14 protein-coding genes and 1 tRNA gene are annotated in these 19,477 nt (G+C 68.9%); 6 read left to right on the forward strand and 9 right to left on the reverse strand.

The window, feature by feature from the left end; genetic code table 11:
* Positions 1 to 107 precede the first annotated feature (107 nt).
* A complete protein-coding gene (locus tag LPH33_RS08830; RefSeq protein ID WP_229567846.1) occupies positions 108 to 731 on the reverse strand; it encodes a TetR/AcrR family transcriptional regulator in 624 nt (207 codons plus the stop codon).
* A 56-nt stretch (positions 732 to 787) separates the two neighbouring features.
* Here LPH33_RS08830 and LPH33_RS08835 point away from each other — a divergent pair, with 56 nt between their 5' ends.
* Complete coding sequence (locus LPH33_RS08835) at positions 788 to 2,029, forward strand: oxygenase MpaB family protein (RefSeq protein WP_229567848.1); 1,242 nt, start codon at positions 788 to 790, stop codon at positions 2,027 to 2,029.
* Positions 2,030 to 2,111: 82 nt separating this feature from the next.
* Here LPH33_RS08835 and LPH33_RS08840 read toward each other — a convergent pair whose 3' ends face one another.
* Positions 2,112 to 2,579 (reverse strand): ATP-binding protein, encoded by a 468-nt coding sequence (locus LPH33_RS08840; protein ID WP_088897419.1) that lies wholly within the window; start codon positions 2,577 to 2,579, stop codon positions 2,112 to 2,114.
* Between the two features lie 55 nt (positions 2,580 to 2,634).
* Complete coding sequence (locus tag LPH33_RS08845; RefSeq protein ID WP_172414886.1) at positions 2,635 to 3,009, reverse strand: STAS domain-containing protein; 375 nt, start codon at positions 3,007 to 3,009, stop codon at positions 2,635 to 2,637.
* Between the two features lie 158 nt (positions 3,010 to 3,167).
* Here LPH33_RS08845 and LPH33_RS08850 point away from each other — a divergent pair, with 158 nt between their 5' ends.
* The 3 genes from LPH33_RS08850 to LPH33_RS08860 all read left to right on the forward strand — a co-directional run bounded on the left by LPH33_RS08850 (position 3,168) and on the right by LPH33_RS08860 (position 6,425).
* Positions 3,168 to 4,352, forward strand: a complete 1,185-nt coding sequence (locus LPH33_RS08850; RefSeq protein WP_229568301.1) for a PP2C family protein-serine/threonine phosphatase — start codon at positions 3,168 to 3,170, stop codon at positions 4,350 to 4,352.
* 70 nt (positions 4,353 to 4,422) lie between these two features.
* Positions 4,423 to 5,988 (forward strand): sensor histidine kinase, encoded by a 1,566-nt coding sequence (locus tag LPH33_RS08855; RefSeq protein WP_229568302.1) that lies wholly within the window; start codon positions 4,423 to 4,425, stop codon positions 5,986 to 5,988.
* A complete protein-coding gene (locus tag LPH33_RS08860; RefSeq protein ID WP_016693400.1) occupies positions 5,985 to 6,425 on the forward strand; it encodes a response regulator in 441 nt (146 codons plus the stop codon). Before LPH33_RS08855 ends, LPH33_RS08860 begins: the two co-directional genes overlap by 4 nt.
* 78 nt (positions 6,426 to 6,503) lie before the next feature.
* Here LPH33_RS08860 and LPH33_RS08865 read toward each other — a convergent pair whose 3' ends face one another.
* From LPH33_RS08865 to LPH33_RS08885, 5 genes are all read right to left on the reverse strand, one after another.
* On the reverse strand, positions 6,504 to 6,881 hold the full coding sequence (locus LPH33_RS08865) for a DUF3817 domain-containing protein (protein ID WP_016934294.1): 378 nt from the start codon (positions 6,879 to 6,881) through the stop codon (positions 6,504 to 6,506).
* Positions 6,878 to 7,294 (reverse strand): transcriptional regulator, encoded by a 417-nt coding sequence (locus tag LPH33_RS08870; RefSeq protein WP_229567850.1) that lies wholly within the window; start codon positions 7,292 to 7,294, stop codon positions 6,878 to 6,880. The genes LPH33_RS08865 and LPH33_RS08870 overlap by 4 nt, the downstream gene beginning before the upstream one ends.
* A gap of 69 nt (positions 7,295 to 7,363) precedes the next feature.
* Positions 7,364 to 7,448: transfer RNA gene (locus LPH33_RS08875), tRNA-Leu, on the reverse strand.
* Between the two features lie 28 nt (positions 7,449 to 7,476).
* Positions 7,477 to 7,968, reverse strand: a complete 492-nt coding sequence (locus tag LPH33_RS08880; protein ID WP_016693401.1) for an HNH endonuclease — start codon at positions 7,966 to 7,968, stop codon at positions 7,477 to 7,479.
* The gene (locus LPH33_RS08885; protein ID WP_037190667.1) at positions 7,968 to 8,507 is read right to left on the reverse strand and encodes an HNH endonuclease signature motif containing protein; all 540 of its coding nucleotides are present in this window, start codon (positions 8,505 to 8,507) and stop codon (positions 7,968 to 7,970) included. The genes LPH33_RS08880 and LPH33_RS08885 overlap by 1 nt, the downstream gene beginning before the upstream one ends.
* A 400-nt stretch (positions 8,508 to 8,907) precedes the next feature.
* On the opposite strand from LPH33_RS08885, the gene LPH33_RS08890 reads away from it, so the two are divergent.
* The gene (locus LPH33_RS08890) at positions 8,908 to 18,189 is read left to right on the forward strand and encodes a type I polyketide synthase (RefSeq protein ID WP_229567852.1); all 9,282 of its coding nucleotides are present in this window, start codon (positions 8,908 to 8,910) and stop codon (positions 18,187 to 18,189) included.
* A 14-nt stretch (positions 18,190 to 18,203) separates the two neighbouring features.
* Positions 18,204 to 18,608, forward strand: coding sequence for a holo-ACP synthase (locus LPH33_RS08895; protein ID WP_016694405.1), 405 nt, complete (start codon positions 18,204 to 18,206; stop codon positions 18,606 to 18,608).
* Positions 18,609 to 18,618: 10 nt separating this feature from the next.
* Here LPH33_RS08895 and LPH33_RS08900 read toward each other — a convergent pair whose 3' ends face one another.
* Positions 18,619 to 19,419, reverse strand: a complete 801-nt coding sequence (locus tag LPH33_RS08900) for a TetR family transcriptional regulator (RefSeq protein WP_016694406.1) — start codon at positions 19,417 to 19,419, stop codon at positions 18,619 to 18,621.
* Between the last annotated feature and the right edge of the window lie 58 nt (positions 19,420 to 19,477).

Below are 19,477 nucleotides of genomic sequence, written 5' to 3' on the forward strand. Positions count from 1 at the left end.
TCGAACCCGAAATGTCCGGCCGGGACCCCCTGTCAGGGTCACAGGGTTCCCGCCACGATAGCGAGGAACACCGGATTCGCCCCGTCAGGGCAGTGACATGTCCCCCGTCAGGGCAGTGACATGTCCCGCAGATACGCCGTGACCATGGCGGTGAGCTCGTCGGCCACGACGTCCCGATGCACCGGGGGACGGTCGAGAACGTACGAGACGGCCACGTTCTCGACCGTACGCACGAGAATCCACGCGATCGCCTCCACCGGACGGTCGCCGCGCCCGCGGAGATGGAAACGCAGCCACATGTTGAGCAGGTCGTCGATCCGTCGTTCGAAGGCGGCGAGCCGGCTGTCGGACGAGCGCGGTAGTTCCTCGATGAGCACCTGGAGCAGGCGCGGATTCTCGGCGAGCGCGTCGAGCAGTTCGCCCATCGTGTCGCGCACCGATACGGGGGTGGGCGGGCCTTCGAGAGCGTCCGCGAACACGCGCGAAATGCGAGCATGCATCCCGTCCGTCCAGCGGTCCACCACCTCCGCGACGATGGCGTCCTTGTCGGGGAAGTACTGGTACAGCGAGCCCGGACTGATCCCCGCCACGCGCGCGATCCGGTTCGTCGAGGCACCTTCATAGCCGTTTTCCAGCAGAACCGTGCGACCTGCGGTGATGATCCGTTCGACCATCGCGCGGGAACGTTCCTGTTGCGGCGCGCGCCGCCGGCGCCGGTCGCTCGGGCTCATCGCCGCACCGGAAACGCGAATTGAACGCGAGTAACAGCTCGTGTGAACATCGCCTCATGGTGACACAGGAGTTGCTACGGGACGAGAGCACGCGCCCGTACCCCACGCGGTACGAGGGCAATCGGCCCCGCAACGAGCGCATCGGGAGACCGCTGAAGAAGTTCGCCCGGATCCACGAGGTGGATCAGCACCTGCTCGACCGCATCGGCCGGAGGATGTTCGCCCGCGACGAGGTGGGGGCCTCGCTCGTCCGCGGTATGCGCCGCGACCGGGACGACCCGGAACGCGTCACCATGAAGCAGTTCCACCGGGCACTGGAACACGGGATCGACGCGGTACCCGATGCACCCGCTGCGCTGCGCGAGTTCTTCGCCGTCGTCGACACCGTCCCCGACTGGGTGGACCGGGACCTGCTCGAGAAGGGTGCACGGGCATTCCGTCGCATGGGCCGCACCCGCAACGACGTGCTGCTCCAACTGTCGCTCATCGGTGGCTACCGCTTCGGCGGGCCGCCGGACCTCCTCGTCGAGACCGGCGGACTCACCGGATCCACCGCCATGCGCCGTCTCGGCGAGACCCAGAAGTGGGGCACCGCCGTCGGTGAGCCCGGCGGCATGCGCCGGAACGGGGACGGCTTCAAGCTCACCGTGCACGTACGCGCCATGCACGCACTCGTCAACGACCGGTTCGAGAACAACGGCCGATGGGACATCGAGCACTGGGGACTGCCGATCAACCAGACCGACCAGGCCGCGACCCTCGGACTGTTCAACGGCACCCTGCTCCTGGGTGTTCGCGCACTCGGCTACACCGTGAGCCGCGACGAATCCCGCGCCGTGATGCACCTGTGGAAGTACGTCGGCTGGCTCATGGGCGTGGACGAGGAATGGTTGTTCGACTCCGAACGCGAGCAGCACCGCTTCAACTACCATGTGGTGCTCGTGCAGGACGACGTCACACCCGCGGGCGCCGATCTGTCCCGCGCGCTCGTCGACGGTCAGCGCACGCTCGACTACGGACGCTTCTCCCGGGTCCGGGGTGCCTACGAACGACTGCGGCTGCTCAGCATGCTGCGCTTCTTCCTCGGGGAGCAGGGACTCCACGATCTGGGGCTACCGGTCACCCCGCCCTGGGCGGTCGTCCCCGTCGTCGCGACGAACATCGTCAAATCGCAGGTCCTGAAGAGATCGGCTCCCGGGCGCCGGTTGCTCGAACACCTCGGCGACCGTGCGGCACGCCGCGAACTGGCACTGAAGTTCGGTGCCGCGAAGCCGGACGTGGGCGCCCTGCAGGTATGACGAAAGCGGCCGCGGGAGGAGCATCGTGCTCCTCCCGCGGCCGCTTCGATCGGGAACTCGCGACGCGTGCCTACCGCGCAGATCAGCTCGCGTCGTGGGACGAGAGTTCGTCCTCCGCCCTGTCGTCCTCTGCCCCGTCCGTCTCGTCGAGGATCCAGCGCATCTCGACCACCGTGCCCTTCGGGCCGGCCGAGACCTGGACGTCGCTGGCCAGATTGCGGATCAGCGTCAGCCCGTGACCGCGTGAACGTCGGGCATCGCTGTCGACGGCGTCGTGCCAGGAGCCGTGGTCGACGACCCGCACGACCACCTCACCCTCGTCGGGCAGATACGTCGCCTCGTAGTCGAGCGTCCCGTGCGCATCGTCCGGCGCATAGGCGTGCTCGACGGCATTCGCGAGCGCTTCGTAGCTCGCGAGCAGTATGTCCTGTCGTTGGTCCTCGCTGAGGGGAAGCTTCGCCAGCCACCGCCTCGTGACGACCCGCAGGCCTGCAATCTCGGTCGGGTCGGCGTGCACACCCGACGAACGGATCTCGTCGGGAAAGAGCAAAGCTGACTCCTCGGGCGCAGACGACATGGCTCCTCGGTTCGTCGGGTACGGCGGTCTACTCGGAGACGCCTTCCGGCGAGGCACCGAGGCCGACGAGCGCGTCGTCGAGCTTCGGATGGATCGCCAGGACCTCTCCGAGGCCGAGGAGTTCGAGCGGGCGTGCCGTGGCACTGCCGTGTGCCACGACGGCGAAACCGGTGCTGTCGGCGGCTCGCTTGGACAACTCGACCAACAGAGCGATACCCATCGAAGCGAGGAAATCAACCCCGCTGAGGTCGACGATCAGTCCGGAGATGTCGGAGTCGAGGAGCGCGAGGGCTTCCTGCTCGAGGAGCGGGGCACTCGTCATGTCGACTTCGCCGTTGGCGGACAGCACGGCCACGGAGCCGTTGCGGGTCGTGGAAAGAGTCATATGCGGATGCGCGGTCATGGGATCGTTCACCTTGCCATCATGCAAGATCGTGCCGATAGATGCACACAACGGTCCATCGGCCGTGGCCGCGACCCGCCGTGACCACCCTGTGACCATGCTGTCGTCGAGTCTGTAATGTTCCCTTTCGAGCAGGGAGGGAGGGGCGCCGAGTGGACATGCACCGAGCGCAGAGCGAGTCGGTCGAACCACCGTCGTTGCTCCTCATCGAGGACGATCCGGGTGACGCGCTCATCGTGGAGGAACTCGTCGTCGACAGTGCCCCCGAGATGACCGTCGTGTGGGTGCAGACACTCGCGCAGGCCCGCGACGAACTCGCCACATCGGCTCCCGATTGCGTACTTCTCGACCTCCACCTGCCCGATGCGAGCGGCCTCGAAGCCGTCGCCCGTATCCAGGAGATCACCGATTCCGTCCCCATCGTCGTCCTCACCGGCCTCGCGGAGGAACAGACCGGCCTCGCCGCGCTGTCCGTGGGCGCCCAGGACTATCTCGTCAAGGGACGCGTCGAACCCGATCTGTTCGGCCGCGCCGTCCGCTACGCCATCCAGCGAAAGCAGACCGAGATCGCGGCGGCGGAACTCCAGGCGAGTCAGCTTCACGCGCAGGAGAACGCCCGACTCGAACGCGGCCTGCTCCCGTCGCCGCTCCTGCACGACGGGCAGGACTTCGACGTCGTCGCCCGTTACCGACCCGGCCGGTCGTCGGCTCTTCTCGGCGGCGACTTCTACGACGTCGTGCAGACCGGCGACGGCACCGTCCACGTCCTCATCGGCGACGTCTCCGGTCACGGTCCCGACGAGGCAGCCCTCGGCGTGGGCCTGCGCATCGCGTGGCGCACGCTCGTGCTCAGCGGGGTAGACGGTCCCCGCCGCCTGCACCAGCTCGAGGAGATCCTCGTCGCGGAGCGCACCGAGAGCCGCTTCTTCGCGTCGATGACGAACCTCACGATGTGTGCCGACCGCAGCACCGTCGAGGTCATGCGGGCCGGTCATCCCGGGCTGTTGCTCCGCCACGGCGGAACCATCGACTGGGTCGAAGCGCCCGGTGGTCCGGCTCTCGGCCTGCTGCCGGGAGTGGCCACCTGGCCCGTCCACAAGCTCGATCTGCCCGAGGACGGCGCGATCGTGCTGTTCACCGACGGATTGTTCGAGGGTCATCGCGGCGACGGCCCGGAACGACTCGGTGAGGAAGGACTCCTCGAGCTCGCGCGCGAACGCGCCCATCTGCCGGCTGCCGAGTTCACCGACTCGCTGATCGACGGTGCCGAGAAACTCGCGGACAGTAGGGGAGGGCTGTCCGACGACGTGGCAGTCGTCCACGTGCAATGGAACAGGAAGTGATCATCACCGCATGACGAACAGCGACGCAACGGCGGAGGCGGGGGACGTGCGTCGCTCTCCGTCTCGCAGGATGACGGTCCAGGCATGGTTCCTGCTCGTACTCGGCGTGATGGGTGTGTTGGTGGTCGTCGGCACCGTGGTCGGCAGTCACTTCCTCCGGGAGACGACGGAGTACTCCAATTACGTGCGCGACCGCATCCAGCCCGCCCGCGTCGAGGCGTACCGGTTGCAATCGGCACTGATCAATCAGGAGACGGGCGCGCGGGGCTACATCCTCGCCGCCGATCCCGATTTCCTCATGCCCTACGAGGAGGGGCGGCGCGAGGAGGAGGCCGCGGCCGCCGAGTTGCGCGCCCTCGTCGGCGACGAGGAGGATCTCATGGCGGACCTCGACGCGATCGAGGCACACGCGGCGGAATGGCGGCGCGTGTACGCCCAGCCGCTCATCTCCACGGTCGTGCCGGGGCAGCCGCAGTTCGTCGACCCCGCCGTCGTCGCAGCGGGACGGGACGCCTTCGACCGGATCCGGGCCGCGTTCGCCGTCCAGAACGCCGACCTCACGCAGGTCCGAGAGGACGGCATCGCCACGCTCGAGGACACGCGGATCACGCGCGATCGCATCCTCGCCGGCATGGTCGTGGTCTTCCTCCTCACCGGTGTGGGCCTGGCAGTCCTGCTCCAGATGATCGTGGTCCGTCCGATCCAACGCCTGCGGCAGGCCTCGCGCAGCGTCGTCGCGGGGCAGAACTTCGAGCGCGAGATCGAGCCGCAGGGCCCCGCCGACATCTATGCGCTGGGCCGCGACGTCGAGGACATGCGTGAGCGCATCGTGCGCGAACTGCAGGTCGCGCACGACCGCGAGGAGCAACTCGAGAACCAGGCGACGGAACTGCGGCGCTCGAACTCCGAACTCGAACAGTTCGCCTACGTCGCCTCGCACGACCTGCAGGAGCCGCTCCGCAAGGTCGCGTCGTTCTGCCAGCTGCTCGAGAAGCGCTACGGCGACAAGCTCGACGAACGCGGCACCCAGTACATCGCCTTCGCGGTCGACGGTGCCAAGCGGATGCAGGTGCTCATCAACGACCTGCTGACCTTCTCCCGCGTCGGACGCGTCAGCGACGCGCACGTCCGCACCGAACTGGACGTGACCCTCGACGCGGCCCTGACGAACATCTCCCAGGCGGTCGAGGAATCCGGGGCGAAGATCGCCCGGCCCGAGTCGCTGCCGACGATCGTGGGCGATCCCACACTGATGATCATGTTGTGGCAGAACCTGATCGGAAACGCGATCAAGTTCCGCCAAGAAGACCGGCCCGTGGAGATCCGTGTCGACTGCGAGGAGATCGTCTACGGGGACGACGAGTTCTGGCGATTCTCCGTGCAGGACAACGGCATCGGTATCGCCGAGGAGTTCGCCGACAAGGTCTTCGTGATCTTCCAGAGACTGCACGGCCGGGACGTGTACACCGGCACCGGCATCGGCCTCGCGATCTGCCGCAAGATCGTCGAATACCACGGTGGAGAGATCTGGCTCGACCCGCAGTATCGGGAGGGCAGTCGGTTCTGCTTTACGATTCCCAAGGCAGGCGACGACATGTCTGCAACCGAAGTCGCTCTGAAAGGGGCATCTGCATGAGCGTTTCCGGGCGGCCGATCGACGTCCTCCTCGTCGAGGACGACCCCGGCGACGAATTGATGACGCGCGAAGCGTTCGAGGACAACAAGATCGGAAACACCCTTCACGTGGTCCGCGACGGTGAGGAAGCACTCGACTTCCTCTACCGGCGCGGGGAGTACGAGAACGCCCCTCGGCCCGACCTGATCCTCCTCGACCTGAACCTGCCCAAGTACGACGGACGGCAGGTCCTCGAACAGGTAAAGTCCGATACCGACCTCACCGACATCCCCGTCGTGGTCCTCACCACCTCGGCAGCGGAAGAGGACATCCTCCGCAGCTACAAGCTGCACGCCAACGCGTACGTGACGAAGCCGGTCGACCTCGACCAGTTCATCCGCGCGGTGCGCCAGATCGACGAGTTCTTCGTCCAGGTGGTGCGCCTGCCGCGACGCTGAGCGCGCGTGGTCTACAGACGACATCGGGCGGATCCTGTCGAAGGATCCGCCCGATTCGTGTTCGAGGAGGTTGCCGGCTCAGACGCCGAAGTCGGCCTTCACCTGCTGGGTGCGCTTGTGCTCGACGAAGAAGGACAGGAACGGGATGGTGCCCGCCAGGAGCGTCCACACCGTCCGGGCGATCGGCCAGCGCACCTTGATCGACAGGTCGAAGGTGAGGACCAGGTACACCGCGTACACCCAGCCGTGCACGATCGCGATCCAGGCCGGCACGTTCTCGACACCGATGATGTACTTGGCGACCATCTCACCGGTGAGGATCAGCAGCCAGATACCGGTCGCGTAGGCGAGCACGCGGTAACGCAGCAGAGCGGACCGGATCTTCTTCCGGTCGGCGTCACTGACGACGCGCGGCGTGGTGGCCTGGCCGGACGCCTGCTCGGGGGTCGTGCTCACTGAGCGCTCCTATCGGACCTGCGCGCGAGCTGCGCGAGGTACTCGTTGTACTCGTTGATCTGTTGTGCGTCGGGATCCGCGGCCTCCTGCTCGCGTGCCTCGGCGAGCGTGCGCGGACGGGTGGGAAGAAGATCCTCGGGGATCTCGGTGGGCTCGTCCGGCTCGGACGGGCGTCGTCCGCCGGTGCTCTCGGCTTCCTGCTCCTCGGCCTCGAGGCGGACGAAGCGCCGGCATGCGTAGACGCAGAAGAAGGCGAAGGCGGGCCACTGGAGGGCGTAGCCGAGATTCTGGTAGGTGCCGCCGACCGCTTCGAACCGGACCCACTGCCAGTAACCGAGGCCGAGGCATCCGGCCGCGGCCACCAGAACCAGGATGATCAGGGCCAACCGGCGGGGAGGGCGATGCTCGGACACGCCCTCGACGGTACCCGAACGGTGCACCGACCTGCCAAGACCGGTCGGCGCACCGTGGGTGAGGTCACGTGGTGCGCGAGGGGGGACTCGAACCCCCACGTCCGAAGACACGGGTACCTAAAACCCGGGCGTCTGCCAATTCCGCCACTCGCGCCAGACCTCAGCAGGATACGGCATGGCAGTCACTCCGGCGCCATGCGGAGTTGTACGTTTCGTCCGGCCCAGGTGGGCGTCTGACTGTGGCAGTTGGGGCACAGGAAGCGGAGGTTCTCCGGGCGGGAGTCGTTCGGGTTCCCGTCGATGTGGTCGACGTGCAAGGTGAGCGGTCTCCCGTTCCACTCGGGCTCGGTGCCGCATCGGTTGCACTGGTAGGGGCGTCCGTACTCGACAAGCGCCCGTCGGAGCTGATCCGGTTTCGTGCGCCTGGATCCGCGCGGTTTCTCGATGAGGAGGTCCTGCCACTCGTGACGGACGTACGGTCTGCGCTCGGTCGTCCTGGGCCGTCCGGTGAAGTGGGACGTGTCGATGCCGAGGGTGCGGATCCGGCGGCTCAGATGCGTGTGGTGCCCGCCGTTGGGTTTGAGGCCGAAGTACCGCATGACCTCGGCGAAGTTGACGCAGTTCCGAACCGCTTCCTGCAACATCTCTTCGGTGTACTTGACCGGTCGCGCCATCACGCTGCCTCGTCGAGTTCCGCTCCCAACCGGTCGGGAGTCCGTTCGGGGGCTTCGTCGAGAACGCGCCGTATGTTTCTGCCCGCCCACGTCGGTGTCTGGCTATGGCAGTTGGGGCACAGGAAACGAAGATTGTGCGGGCGGGAGTCGTTCGGATTGCCGTCGACATGATCGATGTGGAGCGCGAGCGGACAGTCGAGCCATTCCGGTCCGACGCCGCACATCTCGCACTTGTGAGGGCGACCGTATTCGAGGAGTGCGCGCCGGAGCACTCTGGTCTCCTTCCGGTTCGAGCCGGCCGGTGCGACCGTGAGCACATCCGACCAGTGCAGCCGGTTCCGGGCCGGTCGTCCTTTCTGGTGGGCCATGCCCCGAAAGTGGGACGTGTCGATTCCGTAGGCCTCGATCCGTCGTTTGACGACGACGTAACTACCTCCGCCCGCCCGCAGTCCCAGATAGCGGAGCACACCGGCGGTGCTGATGGACGCCGCCACCGCTTCCTCCAGCAGTTCCTTCGTGTACCCGATTCGTTTCCCCATCTCGCCCCTGTCGAATGTCTGTTCGATCGGGCCGAACACTAACCGGGGGCGCCGACACGTTTTCGATCTTGCGATGCACGATCCGCGACGCCCGTCAATAGGTAACGATTTGATAACGAAAAACGTGAGGGATTCCTCGGGTTCGTGGACGTCCACGCATCGGCGCAGCCAGGAGTGATTCGGGTTACCGACCAGTTACTTTCGAGCGGGCATGTGAGGGAAATCACTGGTGGGGGAGGTGCTGGGCAAACTGCGCGAAACAAAACATGAGGAACCCCTCATGATTTTGTGCGAACCTGGGCGTGCCCGAACAGCGGACCACTAGTCCAGCAGCACACCGGCGCGCAGCGCTGACATACGAAGCCTCGACGCCGGGGTGTTCAGGAGAGGAACCACACGCGTGACGATCGACGAGACCACACCAGGCGACAACGGACGGAACTCGAAGGCATCACGACGCACCACCGATCGGTCCACGGCAGCCGCTCCGGCCCGTGCCCTGGTCGACAAGCTCCTCGCGGGTGAGCCCTACGCGCTCGCATTCGGCGGCCAGGGTGCCCCCTGGCTCACCTCGCTCGAGGAGCTCAGCCGCGACAACGGACTCGAACCGGTCCTCACCGACCTGGTCAACCGCGCCACCGCGCACCTCGCCCCGGTCGCGAGCGACCTCGTCGTGGTCCGCCCGACGGGCTTCGACCCCGTCGCGTGGATCCTCGAGGCCGAACTCGCCGACGAGGACGACGCGCCCGCCGGCCCCTCCGAAGCAGCTCTCACCTCTGCCGCCGTGTCGCTTCCCGGCGTCTTCCTCACCCAGGTCGCCGCGCTGCGCGCGCTCGCGAACCAGGGCCTCGACGTCGACTCCGTCGCGCCGAGCGCGGTCATCGGCCACTCGCAGGGCGTCCTCGCCGTCGAGTCCGTCGCCGCCGCCGGCCGCAAGGACGCCGAGATCCTCGCCATCGCCCAGCTCATCGGTGCCGCCGCGACCCTCGTCGGTCGCCGCCGCGGCCTGATCTCCGGCGCCGGCAAGTACCCGATGCTCGCCGTCGCCAACGTCGACCCCGAGCGCCTGCGCGCGATCGTCGCGGAGGTCTTCGAGGGCCAGGATCCCGAGCGCAGCGCCGTCGTCGCCATCCGTAACGCCCGTCGTCGTGTCGTGCTGTCGGGCCCGCCCGCCGCCCTCGAGCGCGTGCAGCAGCGCTGCGAGCAGATCTCCGCCGCGGAGACCCGCGAGCGCGAGGCCAAGAAGCGCGGTGGCGCCGTGTTCTCCCCGACCTTCGAGCCCGTCGCGGCCGAGGTCGGCTTCCATCACCCCGCCTTCGCGGACGCCGTGGACCAGGTCGCCGACTGGGCCGCCCGTTGCGAGCTCGACGCCGAGCTCGCGCGCAGCCTGGCGCAGGCCATCCTCGTCTCCCCGATCGACTGGGTCGAGCAGGTCGACTCTGCCGTCGCGTCCGGCGCCTCGTGGATCCTCGACCTCGGTCCGGGCGAGCTCCTCACCCGCATGACCAGCTCGGGCCTGCGTGGTCAGGGCGTCGGCATCATCGCCGCCGCGACCCGCGGCGGTCAGCGCAACCTCCTCACCCCGGGCGCCGAGCCCGAGGTTCCGCGTGCCTGGTCGGAGTTCGCTCCGAAGCCGGTCGCGCTGCCCGACGGCCGCATCGCCGTCGAGACGGCCTTCACCTGCCTGACGGGCCGCTCGCCGATCCTGCTCGCGGGCATGACCCCCACGACCGTCGATCCGAAGATCGTCGCCGCGGCCGCGAACGCCGGACACTGGGCCGAGCTCGCCGGTGGCGGCCAGGTCACCGAGCAGATCTTCGCCGACCACGTCGCCGAGCTCACCGAGCTGCTGGAGCCGGGTCGCGCCGTCCAGTTCAACTCGATGTTCCTGGACCCCTACCTGTGGAAGCTGCACGTCGGCGGCAAGCGCCTCGTGCCCAAGGCCCGCGCGGCGGGTGCGCCCTTCGACGGTGTCGTCGTCACCGCCGGTATCCCGGAGCTCGACGAGGCCGTGCAGATCATCTCCGACCTGCGTGAGGCAGGCATCGAGCACGTCGCCTTCAAGCCGGGCACGGTCGCGCAGATCCGTTCGGTGATCCGCATCGCCAACGAGGTCCCGGACTACCCGGTCATCGCCCACATCGAGGGCGGCCGCGCCGGTGGTCACCACTCGTGGGAGGACCTCGACGACCTGCTCCTCGACACCTACGCCGAGCTGCGTACGCGCCCGAACCTGGTGCTGTGCGTCGGTGGTGGCATCGGTACGCCGGAGAAGGCGGCCGAGTACCTGACCGGTCGCTGGTCGACCGTCTACGGCTTCCCGGCCATGCCGCTCGACGGCATCCTCGTCGGCACCGCCGCGATGGCGACCCTCGAGGCCACGACGGCTCCCGAGGTCAAGCAGCTTCTCGCCGACACTCCCGGCACCCCCGACTGGGTCGCCGCCGGCACCGCAACCGGTGGTATGGCCTCCGGCCGCAGCCAGCTCGGTGCCGACATCCACGAGATCGACAACGCCGCATCGCGCACGGGTCGCCTGCTCGACGAGGTCGCCGGTGACGCCGACGCCGTGGCCGCACGCCGCGACGAGATCATCGAGGCCCTGAACGGAACGGCGAAGCCGTACTTCGGTGACCTCGACACCATGACCTACCTGCAGTGGCTCGAGCGCTACCTCGAGCTGGCCGTCGGCGCGGACAACGGCGCCGAGTTCGACTGCGGCACCGATCTCGCGGACGTCCTCGCCGAGGCGCACACCAGCCCGTGGCTGGACGTGTCGTGGCGTGAGCGTTTCCGCGACATGCTGCAGCGCGCCGAGGCCCGCCTGCACCCCGTCTGCCGGGGCCCGATCCCGACGCTGTTCGACGACGACGCGGTGCTCGAGCGCCCGTACGCCGCGATCAAGTCGCTGCTCGCGCAGTACCCCGACGCGGGCGACGTCGTGCTGCACCCCGCCGACGTACCGTTCTTCGTGTCGCTGTGCCGCACGCCCGGTAAGCCCGTGAACTTCGTGCCGGTCGTCGACCAGGACGTGCGTCGCTGGTGGCGTTCGGATTCGCTGTGGCAGGCCCACGATCCGCGTTACTCCGCCGACCAGGTCTGCGTCATCCCCGGCACCGTCGCCGTCGCCGGCATCACCCGCGTCGACGAGCCGGTCGGTGAACTCCTCGACCGCTTCGAGAAGGCCACGGCCGACGAACTCGTCGCCGAGGGTGCGGAGCCGGTGGAGCTCGCCGCGCGTCGCCACCGCGACATCGCGCCGGGTCTGCTCGACGCCGTGCTGTCCTCGCCGGATGTCTCGTGGGCGGGTCGCCAGACCCGCAATCCGATCCACCGTCTCGGTGATCTGGACGAGTGGACCGTCGAGTCGGAGACCGCTGCCTCGCACGCCCCGACGGGTGCGACCCTGACGATCCTCGACGACGAGCACGTCGGCCTGCGGGTTCCGCTGGTGCGCGACAAGGCCGTCGAGATCCGCCTGACCGTGCCCGCTTCGGTCGTCTCCGGTGGCGCGCCCGTCGTCACCGAGGCCGACGCCGATGCGTCGATGTCCGCTCTGCTCGGTGTCGCCGCCGGTCAGGAACTACCCGAGGTCAAGAAGGGCGCTGCCCGCATCACCCTCGGCTGGCTGCCGGAGAAGATCGCCGACCACGCCGGTGTCACCGGTTCGGGTCTGCCCGCGAACCTGACGCCGAGCGGCAACGGTGTGCCCGACGTGCTCGTCGGTGCCTGCTGGCCGGCCGTCTTCGCCGCGCTCGGCGCCGCCCGCACCGAGACCGATCTCTCGGTCATCGAGGGCATGCTCGACCTGGTCCACCTGGACCACGCGATCGACGTGAAGAACGGTCTGCCCACCGATCCCGCCTTCCTGGGTGTCAAGGCCGAGGTCACCGGTGTCTCCGACACCGACCTGGGTCGTGTCGTCGAGGTCGACGTGGTCATCACCGCCGACAGCGGTGACGGCTCGGGCGACCGCGTGGTCGCCACCCTGGCCGAGCGGTTCGCGATCCGCGGCCGCACCGGCACCGCCGATCTCGCCGATCCGGTCCGCGCCGGTGGCGCTCTCACCGAGGCCGTCGCCGACACCCCGCGTCGCCGCCGCCGCGACGCCGTGATCGTCGCGCCGACCGACATGAGCGCCTTCGCGAAGGTCTCCGGCGACCACAACCCGATCCACACCTCCGACAACGCCGCGCTGCTCGCCGGTCTCGGAAGCCCGATCGTCCACGGCATGTGGCTGTCGGCCGCGGCCCAGCAGGTCGTCACCGCGATCGAGCAGGACGCGAAGCTGCCGGTCCGTCGCCTGACGGCGTGGACCGCCCGCTTCCTGGGCATGGTCCGTCCGGGCGCGAGGATCGACGTGCGCGTCGACCGCATCGCAACCGACGGTGGAGCCGAGGTCGTCGAGGTCGGCTGCCGCGTCGACGGTGATCTGGTGATGGTCGCGACCGGCCGTATCGCCGCGCCGAAGACCGTCTACGCCTTCCCGGGTCAGGGCATCCAGCGTCCCGGCATGGGCCTCGACGCCCGTGCCCGCTCGAAGGCCGCCCGCGAGATCTGGGAGCGCGCCGACAAGCACACCCGCGAGGCGCTCGGCTTCTCGATCCTGGCCGTGGTCCGCGACAACCCGACGGTTCTCAAGGCCCGCGGTGTCACTCACAAGCACCCCGACGGCGTGCTGCACCTGACCCAGTTCACGCAGGTCGCGATGGCGACCCTCGGTGTCGCGCAGATCGCCGAGCTCAAGGAGGCGGGCGCGTTCGTCGACGACGCCTTCCTGGCCGGTCACTCGGTGGGTGAGTACAACGCGCTCGCCGCGGTCGCCGGTGTGCTGCCGCTCGAGGCCGTCCTCGAGGTGGTCTTCCAGCGCGGCTCCGCGATGCACGCCCTCGTGCCGCGCGACGAGCACGGCCGCTCGAACTACCGCATGGCCGCGATCCGGCCGTCGCAGTTCGGTGTGGACGATGCGGACCTGCAGGCCTTCGTCGCCGGTGTCGCCGAGGAGACCGGGGAATTCCTGGAGATCGTCAACCTCAACCTGCGCGGATCGCAGTACGCGATCGCCGGTACGGTCGCCGGCCTCGAAGCCCTCGAGTCCGTGATCGAGCGCAAGGTCGCCGAGTTCGGTGGCAAGCGCGCGTTCATCCTGGTCCCCGGCATCGACGTGCCGTTCCACTCGACCGTGCTGCGCGGCGGTGTCGACGACTTCCGCGAGCGTCTGCTCGCCCTGCTGCCGCAGGAGATCGACCCGAACATCCTCATCGGCCGGTACATCCCGAACCTCGTGCCCAAGCCGTTCAACCTGGGCCGCGAGTTCATCCAGGAGATCGCCGACCTGGTGCCGTCGCAGCCGCTCGCCGACGTCCTCGCGGACTTCGACAGCTGGTCGGCCAAGCCGGTCGAGCTCACCCGCGTGGTGCTCGCCGAGCTGCTGGCCTGGCAGTTCGCGTCGCCGGTGCGCTGGATCGAGACGCAGGACCTGCTGTTCGCCGACGAGGCCGACGGTGGTCTCGGTGTCGAGCGGTTCGTCGAGGTCGGCCTCGGTGGCGCACCCACCGTCGCGAACCTCGCGTCGCAGACGCTGAAGCTGCCCGGTCGTTTCGGTCAGCCCGTCGAGGTGCTCAACATCGAGCGCGAGGCGTCGATCGTGTACTCGACCGACACCGATCCCGCTCCGGTCGAGGACGACGAGCCGGCCGCACCGGCCGCCGACGCCGCGCCTGCCGCTGCTGCGGCCCCGGCACCCGCCGCGGCTCCCGCTGCACCGGCCGGTGGCCCGACCCCGGACGACATCGCGTTCAAGGCCGCCGACGCCACCAAGGTGCTCATCGCCCTGTGGACGAAGCTGCGCCCGGATCAGATCGGTCCCGCCGACACGATCGAGGCGCTGTGCGACGGCGTGTCCTCGCGCCGCAACCAGCTGCTCGTCGACCTCGGTTCCGAGCTCTCGCTCGGTGCGATCGACGGTGCCGCCGACGCCGACATGGGTGCCCTCGCCGGCACGGTCGACCGTCTCGCCCGCACCTACCGCCCCTTCGGCCCGGTGCTGTCGGACTCGATCAACGATCACCTGCGCAAGGTGTTCGGTCCGTCGGGCAAGCGTCCCGCCTACGTCGCCGACCGCGTCACCAAGGTGTGGGGTCTGGGCGAGGGCTGGGCGTCGCACGTCACCGCCGAAGCTGCTCTCGGTAGCCGCGACGGTTCGTCCGTCCGCGGTGGCGACCTGGGTGGCCTGAGCGACGGTGCCCTCGCGGATGCCGCTTCGGTCGACAAGCTGATCGACGCCGCCGTGCAGTCGGTGGCCTCGCGTCGCGGAATCGCCGTATCGATGCCGTCCGCCGGTGGCGGCGGGGGAGCGACGGTCGACGCCGCTGCCCTCGGCGAGTTCGCCGAGCAGATCACCGGTCGCGACGGGGTTCTCGCCAGTGCCGCCCGTCTCGTACTCGAGCAGCTCGGCCACACCGAGCAGGTCTCGGGCCTGGCCGACAAGGCCGACGACGAACTCGTCGACCTGGTCTCCGCCGAGCTCGGCTCCGACTGGCCGCGTCTGGTCGCTCCGGCATTCGACGAGCGCAAGGCCGTCCTGATCGACGACCGCTGGGCCACCGCCCGTGAGGACCTGGCCCGCGTCTGGCTCGGGGAGCAGCTCGAGGTCGAGCGCTTCACCGGTGCAGGGCGGACCGTGGCTGCGCACGCCGAGTTCTGGGGCCGCAAGGCCACCGAGGCCGGTCGTACGGAGCTCGCGCAGACCTACGCCGCGATCGCCGAGACCGCCGTCGTCACCGAGGGTGCCGAGTACGCGGACGAGGTCGCCGTGGTCACCGGCGCCAGCAAGGGCGGTATCGGCGCAGCCGTCGCCGCGAAGCTGCTCGCCGGCGGTGCGACGGTCGTCGTCACCACGTCCTCGCTGAACGACAGCCGCCTGGGCTTCTACAAGGAGCTGTACGCACGCAACGCTCGCGCCGGTGCGGCCCTGTGGGTGGTTCCCGCGAACATGGCGTCCTACAGCGACGTCGACGCCCTGATCGAGTGGATCGGCACCGAGACCGTCGAGGTCGCCGGTGGCGCGAAGAAGCTGATCAAGGACGCGCTCACCCCGACGCTGCTCTTCCCGTTCGCCGCGCCGCGCGTGGCGGGCTCGCTCGCCGACGCCGGTGCGCGCGCCGAGATGGAGATGCGGGTGCTGCTGTGGTCGGTCGAGCGACTGATCGCCGGACTGTCGCAGATCGGGTACGACCGCGACGTCGACACCCACCTGCACGTCGTGCTGCCCGGTTCGCCGAACCGCGGCAAGTTCGGTGGCGACGGTGCCTACGGTGAGGCCAAGGCCGCACTCGACGCGATCATCAACCGCTGGAGCGCCGAGCGCACCTGGGCCGAGCGCGTCACCCTCGCCCACGCTCTCATCGGCTGGGTGCGTGGCACGGGTCTGATGGGCGGCAACGACCCGCTGGTCGAGGCCGTCGAGGCTGCTGGTGTCCGCACCTGGTCGACCGACGAGATGGCCGGCGAGCTGCTGAAGCTGGTCGGACCGGAGGCCACGCGTCTCGCCGCCGAGGCTCCGCTCGTCGCGGACCTCACCGGCGGACTGTCCGAGGTGGACGTCGACCTGCCGGCGCTCGCGAAGCAGGCACAGGACGCGGCCGACGCCGTCGAGGCGGACGAGGACGACACCGCGACCATCGCGGCGCTGCCCGAGCCTCCGCGCGCCGAGACGCTGCCGACCCCCGAGTGGGGCCCGGTCACCGCCGACCTCGCCGACACGGTCGTCATCGTCGGTGCCGGTGAGCTCGGCCCCTACGGCTCCGCTCGCACCCGCTTCGAGATGGAGGTCGACGAGGAACTGTCGGCCGCCGGTGTGCTCGAGCTCGCCTGGGTCACGGGCCTGATCGGCTGGGAGAACGATCCCAAGCCGGGCTTCTACGACACCGAGACCGGTGAACTGGTGCCCGAGGCGGAGATCGCCGACCGCTACCACGACGCGGTGGTCGAGCGTTGCGGCATCCGCCGCTACGGCGACGACGGCGCGATGATCGACAACACGGCTCCGTTGCTCACCTCGGTCTTCCTCGACAAGGACCTGTCCTTCGTCGTCGGTTCCGAGGCCGAGGCCCGCGCGTTCGTCGACTCCGATCCGGAGAACACGGTCGCGTCGGTCGACGCCGAGTCGGGCGACTGGACGGTCACCCGCAAGGCCGGCACCGAGATCCGCGTGCCGCGCAAGGCGAAGCTGACCCGCACGGTCGGCGGCCAGATCCCGACCGGCTTCGACGTCACCAAGTGGGGCATCCCCGCCGACATGGCGGACTCGGTGGACCGGGTGGGCCTGTGGAACATCGTCAGCACGGTCGACGCCTTCCTCACCGGTGGCTTCACCCCGTCCGAGCTGCTCCGCTGGGTGCACCCGTCGATGGTCGCCAACACGCAGGGCACCGGCATGGGTGGCATGTCCTCGATGCGGTCGCTGTACATCGACACGCTGCTCGGCGAGTCGCGGGCGAACGACATCCTGCAGGAGGCCCTGCCGAACGTCATCGCCGCGCATGTCGTCCAGTCGTACGTCGGTGGCTACGGCGCGATGGTGCACCCGGTCGCGGCGTGCGCCACGGCTGCGGTCTCCGTCGAGGAGGGCGTGGACAAGATCAAGCTCGGTAAGGCCGATCTGGTCGTTGCCGGTGGCTTCGACGATCTCGGTATCGAGGGCATCGTCGGCTTCGGTGACATGTCCGCGACCGCCAAGTCGGAGGACATGCAGGCCAAGGGCATCAGCGATCGTCGCTTCTCCCGCGCCAACGACCGTCGTCGCGGTGGCTTCGTCGAGTCGGCAGGTGGCGGCACGATCCTGCTCGCCCGCGGCGATGTCGCGCTCGAGATGGGCCTGCCGGTGCTCGGTGTGGTCGCCTGGGCCGGATCGTTCGCCGACGGTGTGCACACCTCGATCCCGGCGCCCGGCATCGGTGCGCTCGGTGCGGGTCGCGGTGGACGAGAGTCGGGTCTGGCGAAGGAACTGCGCAAGCTCGGTCTCACGGCCGACGACATCGCGGTGATCTCCAAGCACGACACCTCGACCGCTGCGAACGACCCGAACGAGGCCGAGCTGCACGAGCGTCTGGCCGCTGCGCTGGGCCGCAGCGAGGGCAACCCGATGTTCGTGGTCTCGCAGAAGTCGCTGACCGGTCACGCCAAGGGCGGCGCCGCCGCCTTCCAGCTGATCGGCCTGTGCCAGGTCCTCGCGCAGGGTGTGGTTCCGCCGAACCGCAGCCTCGACTGTGTCGACGAGAAGATGGCGGAGTTCGAGCACCTCGTGTGGCCGCGTACCCCGATCCGGTTCGGCGAGCAGCTTCCGCTCAAGGCGGGTCTGCTCACGAGCCTCGGCTTCGGGCACGTGTCGGGTCTGATCGCGGTGGTCCACCCGCAGGCGTTCGTCGAGGCGATCCCGGCCGAGCGCCGGGAGGCCTACCTGGCAAAGGCTGCCGAGCGCACCGTGGCCGGCAAGCGTCGCCTGGTGGACGCGATGACCGGTGGAGCGTCGCTCTACCAGCGGCCCGCGGATCGTCGCCTCGGCGGCGACAGCGTGCCGGCACCGGCCTCGCGTCAGCTCGAGGCGGACGTGCTGCTCTCGCCGGAGGCCCGCCTCGGTGAGGACGACGTGTACCGCTCCGGTCTGCCCGGCTGCAAGTAGGCGCGGGTCTCGGGATGGGAGTTGCGGGTGTCGGGTTCGACCTCGTGTCGGTGCCGGAGTTCGCGGAGCAGCTGAGTCGGACGGGAACGACGATGCTGGCGAACTTCACACCGGGTGAGCGTCGCGACGCGAACACCCGCAGCTCCGATCCCGCCCGTCACTTCGCCGCCCGGTGGGCGGCGAAGGAGGCGGTGATCAAGGCGTGGTCGGCGTCGCTGTTCGGCAGTCCACCGGTGTTACCGGAGACGATCCATCAGCAGATCGAAGTGGTCTCGGACGCGTGGGGTCGCCCGAGCATCCGGCTGCACCGGCAGGTCGCCGAGAAGCTGACCGGCGTCCGGATCCATGTGTCGTTGACCCACGACGGTGACATGGCCGGCGCGTTCGTCGTCCTCGACGAGGACGACCGGCGTACGTAGATGTGGGGACTCAGGCCGAGGGAGCGCGAGCTTCCTCGGCCTGATCCGTTTCGGTGTCCTGCCGGTCGGCTTGTTCGCGTGCGGATTCCTCGCGCTCCTCGCGGCGCTTGCGTCGCTTGGCCTGGGCGCGTGAGTCCTGTTCGGCGATCTGCAGATAGGCGACCATGATGCGCTTGAGCTCGACGACGGCGTCGGCGTGGGTCTGGTCGTCCTGCACCGAGAAGTTGAGCATCGAGTACACGATGTGGACGAGCACCTCGGCCATGAGCTTGCGGCGCGGCCGCGGGGTGTCCGGGGTGAGCGGCGCGAGCATCCGCGCGACCTGCTCGGCGAACTCGCGTTCGTGGATGGCACCGGTGGCCCGGGTGGACGGGGTGGACTGCATCGCGAGCCACACCTCGCGGCGTGACGGATCGGTGGTCCACAGTCCGGCGAGGTGGTCGACGAAGCTGTTGAGGAAGCGCAACCAGTCGACGGACGGGATCTTGCCGTTGAACTGGGCGAGTTCGCTCTGGACGCCGACGAGGTCCTGACGATTGAGCTCGCACACGATCACGTATTTGTTGGCGAAGAACTGGTAGAGCGTGCCGATGGGGACGTCGGCGCGGGACGCGACCTCCTCACAGGTGAACGACTCGAAGCCGACCTCGGTGAGCAGTTCACGCGAGGCGGCCAACAGGGCGTCGAACTTGCGGCGGCTCCGCTCCTGGGTGGGCCGCCGACGCGGCACGAGCTCCTGGGGCTCGGCCTGAACCTCGAGCGCCGGATCGATCCGGCGCGGGGCGCGGCGGCCGTTCGTTGCTGACTCCACGCGCCCAGGCTAGCCGGACGTCCGTCCTTTCCCGAATACTTGTTGTGAGTCCGAGTGT

The organism is Rhodococcus sp. RDE2, assembly GCF_020885655.1.
Lineage (GTDB): Bacteria > Actinomycetota > Actinomycetes > Mycobacteriales > Mycobacteriaceae > Rhodococcus > Rhodococcus pyridinivorans.